5 protein-coding genes are annotated in these 3,921 nt (G+C 71.2%); all 5 read right to left on the bottom strand.

Annotated features, from left to right (window positions below):
- Positions 1–111 precede the first annotated feature (111 nt).
- Entirely contained in the window at positions 112–243 is a 132-nt protein-coding gene (locus tag EYB42_RS17755; RefSeq protein WP_276605864.1) for a hypothetical protein, read from the bottom strand.
- The gene (locus EYB42_RS17135) at positions 236–586 is read right to left on the bottom strand and encodes a hypothetical protein (RefSeq protein ID WP_135451285.1); all 351 of its coding nucleotides are present in this window, start codon (positions 584–586) and stop codon (positions 236–238) included. Before EYB42_RS17135 ends, EYB42_RS17755 begins: the two co-directional genes overlap by 8 nt.
- Positions 583–1,209 carry a DUF2460 domain-containing protein gene (locus EYB42_RS17130; RefSeq protein WP_135451284.1) on the bottom strand — a complete coding sequence of 209 codons (627 nt, stop codon included), beginning with the start codon at positions 1,207–1,209 and terminating at the stop codon, positions 583–585. The genes EYB42_RS17135 and EYB42_RS17130 overlap by 4 nt, the downstream gene beginning before the upstream one ends.
- Positions 1,209–3,692, bottom strand: a complete 2,484-nt coding sequence (locus EYB42_RS17125) for a phage tail tape measure C-terminal domain-containing protein (protein ID WP_135451283.1) — start codon at positions 3,690–3,692, stop codon at positions 1,209–1,211. The genes EYB42_RS17130 and EYB42_RS17125 overlap by 1 nt, the downstream gene beginning before the upstream one ends.
- A 27-nt stretch (positions 3,693–3,719) precedes the next feature.
- A partial coding sequence (locus EYB42_RS17120; RefSeq protein ID WP_135451282.1) for a DUF7697 family protein occupies positions 3,720–3,921 on the bottom strand: 202 nt, incomplete at its 5' end.

Raw genomic sequence — 3,921 nt, 5'->3', positions numbered from 1 at the left:
GTGTGGCCGATGCCGAAAGTCCAGACGTCCTTCACGTCGAGATAGGGTCCGGGCACGATTCCCTCGTGCCGGACGAGGGCCAAGAGGCCCCGGTCTGTCATGTGCATTGGATTACCTGAGGAGCGAGAGGACGAAGATCAGCACCGCGACGGCGATGCCCACGCCCAAGCGGTGGCGGAAGGCCTGACCGGGATCGCCCGGGTCGCAGCGAAGGGCGCGCGCGCGGCGGAGAAGGTCATTCATCGTCGGCCCCTCCCTTCGCGCCGCGCAGCCGGGCGAGGACGAGTTCGATGAAGGCGGGGCCGAACACACCCACGAGATAGGCGGCCGAACCTGCCGCCCCGCCCGCGGGGATCGCCTGCGGCGGCAGGGCGAGCCAGGCGGTGACGAGGGCCATCGAGAAGCTGCCCATCCCGGCCGCGATCAGCCCGCCGAGCAGGATGTGCCGGAGCGCGTCGCGCAGACGCATCCTTGTGGTCAGAGCGTTGGTGGCCCCGCCGAGCGCGCCCCAGGCGGCGAGGATGACCGCCGTCGAGGCCGCAAGTTCGCGCAGCACCGCCGCCAGAAATCCGGTCTCGTCGTTCATGCGCGGATCTCCAGCAGCGGGATCGAGGTGATGGACCCGAGACGTTCGAGGTCGAGGGTGACGTCGAGGGCGTCGCTGTCGAAGCGGACGGGGACGTCGAACTCGAAGCCCGCGGTGATCGCGACGCCAGCGGCGGGGGCCGTGGTGAAGGTCACAAGGCCGGTCGCGGCGGCGACCGACCAGCCGAAGGCCTGCGGTGTGCCGTTCAGCGCGATGGTGATGGTTCCCGCGACGGGCTTGGTGATGGCCCGCGTCCAGGACTGCGCGCCCGAGGTGTAGCGTTTGCTGAGCTGGAACAGGGTTGCCGAACCGTTCCCTGTCCCGATGGGCTGGTTGGTCGGGCCTGGCGTCTGCGATGGCAGGCAGGATTTGAAGTCCGCCCAGTCCTTGAAGCGGAAGCCATGCAGGCGGCCGTTCCGCGCCTCGAAGAAAGCGACGACCGCCGTCAGATCGTCGGCGCGGCGGATGCCGTAGGCGACATCATAGCGGCGGCGCGAGTTGGCCCAGCTTGCGTTGCGCTCCTCGGCACCGCTCGCCAGTTCGACGATCTGCGTGCGGCGTTCGGGGCCGCCGCGCGCGCCCCGGCTGATGTTGTCCGGAAAGCGGACCTCGTGGAAAGCCATCACATCCCCCTTCGACCCAGCGACACGGCGCGGGCGATGTCGCTGGCGACCTGCGTTCGCGACTGACGGAAGCTTTCCGCGTCGCGGGCGTTGATCGTGACATTGACGGTGGACGCGCCCGCCTGGCCGTACCCTGCAGCTTCGCGCCGGGAGAGAACCCGCTCCCCACGCTGCAGGATCGCGGGGACCTCGTCGGGCCGAAGCCCGGCCCAGCCGCTTCCTCCAGGCTTACGCGGCCCCACTGGGGCCACGGTCCCTCCGGAATGCATGCGCGGCGCACCGGCAAAGGCGAGGGCCGGGACCATCCGGCCGGGACCAGGGGCGCCGACCATGCCGCCCGCATGCAGGATGTTCGCGAAAATCCCACCCGCCCCGCCCAGCGCGCCGGAAAGGGCGTTCGCGATGGGGCCGAGGATGAAGCGGCGGGCCGCCAGCTTCGCCAGATCGGCGATCATCGAGGCTACCAGATCGCGGAAGTCGAGCTTGCCAGTCTTGACGAACTCGCCAACGGCATTCTCGGCCGAGGTGAAGGCCCCGACCAGCGCGCTGCCGATATCCCCGCCGATGTCGCGCGCCTTGGCGGCATAGTCGGCGAGGGCTGCCGTGACGGCCTGCCAGCCGGTCAGAGCCTGCTCGGCTCCTGCGGCGGTGTCGGACCCAGCCTGCCGCCCGGCCGCACCGGCGCGACCTGCCGCCCCGCCGGTCTCGTCCAGTTCGTCGCCAAGCGACCCGGCCGCGCCAGCCGCATCCGCCAGAGCGGTCTCGGCGTCGGTTCCCGTGCCGCTCACCGCATCCTTCAGCGCCTGCCAGCTGGCCAGCGGCCGACCGGCGGCGTCGGCGAGCATGCCTGCCGCTTCGCGATAGCCGTCGGCACGGGTGCGGGCGTCGTCGGCCATGGCTTCGAGCCCGAGATCGGGCGGTTCGAGGTAGGTGCGTGCCAGCGCTGCGGAGAAAGCATCCGCCGCCGCAGCTCCCGCCGCTGTCGCAGCACCCTCGAACGGGTTGCCGATGCGGCCGAGTTCCACCGGGTCGAGAATGCCGATCCGCACGCCACCTTCGCCGGTGGCCCATTCGGGCAGCAGCGCGAGAGCCGCGTTCAGGGTCTTGATGAAGCTGTTGATGCGGGTGACGACACCGTTCAGCATCGCCTCGACGCCGGAGATCAGCCCGTTCGCGGCCTGGAAGGCGAAGTCGCCGATGGCCCCGGGCAGGCTGCCCCAGATCGCCACCGCGGCGTCATAGTCGCCCTGGAAGATCGCCGTTGTCCGGTCGCCGAAGCTGACGACGCCTGCGATGGTGCCCTCGAGGGCCGAAAGGCCGGCCGCCTTCAGGCCCTCCCATCCGGCGGCCATGCGCGCGAGGGCCGCATCCAGCGACAGACCGATGCGCGACCAGACTTCGCGGGCCAGATCGCCCAGCAGCCGGAACGCCTCGCCCACGCCGCCGACCCGGACCACCAGCTGCGAGAACTGATAGACCAGCTCGCCCGCGCCGACGATCAGCGCCCCGATCCCGGTGCGAATGAGCGCGCCGCGCAGGAACACCAGAGCGGTGGCAAGGCCCCGGACGGAGAGAGCGGCGGCGGCCATGCCAGCCACCCATCGGCCCGCTAGGAAAGCCGCGAAGGTTGCGGCATAGGTCGCCATCCGCCCGAGGTTGTCGAAGAGCGCCGTGATCGCCTGCCCGATGGGGCCGGTCGCGCGTGCCATGTCGGCGAGCTTCGTCGCGATGGTCTCCAGCGCCGGGGCGACGGCCACGGTCAGGCGGTTCACGAGGCCGGTCCAGATCAGGCTGAGCCGCGCGATGGCGTCGCCCGTGCGCTCGATCTGCGCCGCATCCGCCGCGCTGACCGCCACGCCGAAGTCCTGCACGTCGCGGGCGGCATCGCGCAGGGTGGCGCTGTCGATCCGCAGGAAGGCCAGTGCCGCCCGGTCGCCGAAGAGGTCCGAGGCTACGGCCGCCCGCTCGGCCTCGGGCACATAGCGGGTCAGAGCATCCTGGATCGCGACGATGCGCTGGTCGAGCGGCAGCGCCTGCAGTTCCGCCGCCGTCAGGTTCAGCCGCCGGAGCGCGCCGACGGCCGCGCCCGAACCGCTGGCGGCCTCCGACAGGCGCGTGGTCAGCTTCTTCGTCGCCTGCTCGATCTCGCCCATCGAGACGCCCGCAAGCTCCCCGGCTTGAGCCAGGGTCTGGATGCTCTCGACCGTCGTCCGCATCGACTGCGCGAGCTTGGCCTGCGCGTCGATGTTCGCGAGGCCCGAGCGCACCATCGCCACCCCGGCCGCAGCCGCAGCCGCAGCGACAGCCGCCAGAGCGATCCCGGCCCGGCGCGCGAAGCTCGCGAGACGCGTGTTTGCCAGTTCCATCTCGGTGGACAGGCGGCCGAAGCCGCGCGAACCTGCCTCCCCGATGCCTTCCAGTTCGGCGCGCACCTGGCGGCCGCCCACGGCGGCAAGCCGGACGGAGACGCGTTTCTCGGCCATGGGATCGGGGCTCCGGGTGGAATGAGGTCAATCGCTGTTCGCCGCGATCTGCTCGTTGACGCGGCGGACCATCACCGCCTCGAGGGCGGGCAGCAGTTCGGCCATGGCGGGTGCGGAGATGCCGAGGGTGTTCCCCAGCGCCAGTGCCACGCCCATGTCCCAACCGATGACCGCGCCGGGGATGACGCGCATCTGCCCGCCAAGGCGCTGCGCCAGGTCCCAGACCTGC

Origin of the sequence: Tabrizicola caldifontis, from assembly GCF_004762095.1 — a bacterium.
Classification (GTDB): domain Bacteria; phylum Pseudomonadota; class Alphaproteobacteria; order Rhodobacterales; family Rhodobacteraceae; genus Tabrizicola; species Tabrizicola caldifontis.
The sequence above is the reverse complement of the archived record's forward strand: the minus strand, read 5'-3'. Positions and strand labels throughout refer to the sequence as shown.

Coding starts and splice junctions, on each gene's coding strand:
- EYB42_RS17125 (WP_135451283.1), bottom strand. CDS start 3,692: ATGGCCGAGAAACGCGTCTCCGTCCGGCTTGCCGCCGTGGGCGGCCGC.
- EYB42_RS17135 (WP_135451285.1), bottom strand. CDS start 586: ATGAACGACGAGACCGGATTTCTGGCGGCGGTGCTGCGCGAACTTGCG.
- EYB42_RS17755 (WP_276605864.1), bottom strand. CDS start 243: ATGAATGACCTTCTCCGCCGCGCGCGCGCCCTTCGCTGCGACCCGGGC.
- EYB42_RS17130 (WP_135451284.1), bottom strand. CDS start 1,209: ATGGCTTTCCACGAGGTCCGCTTTCCGGACAACATCAGCCGGGGCGCG.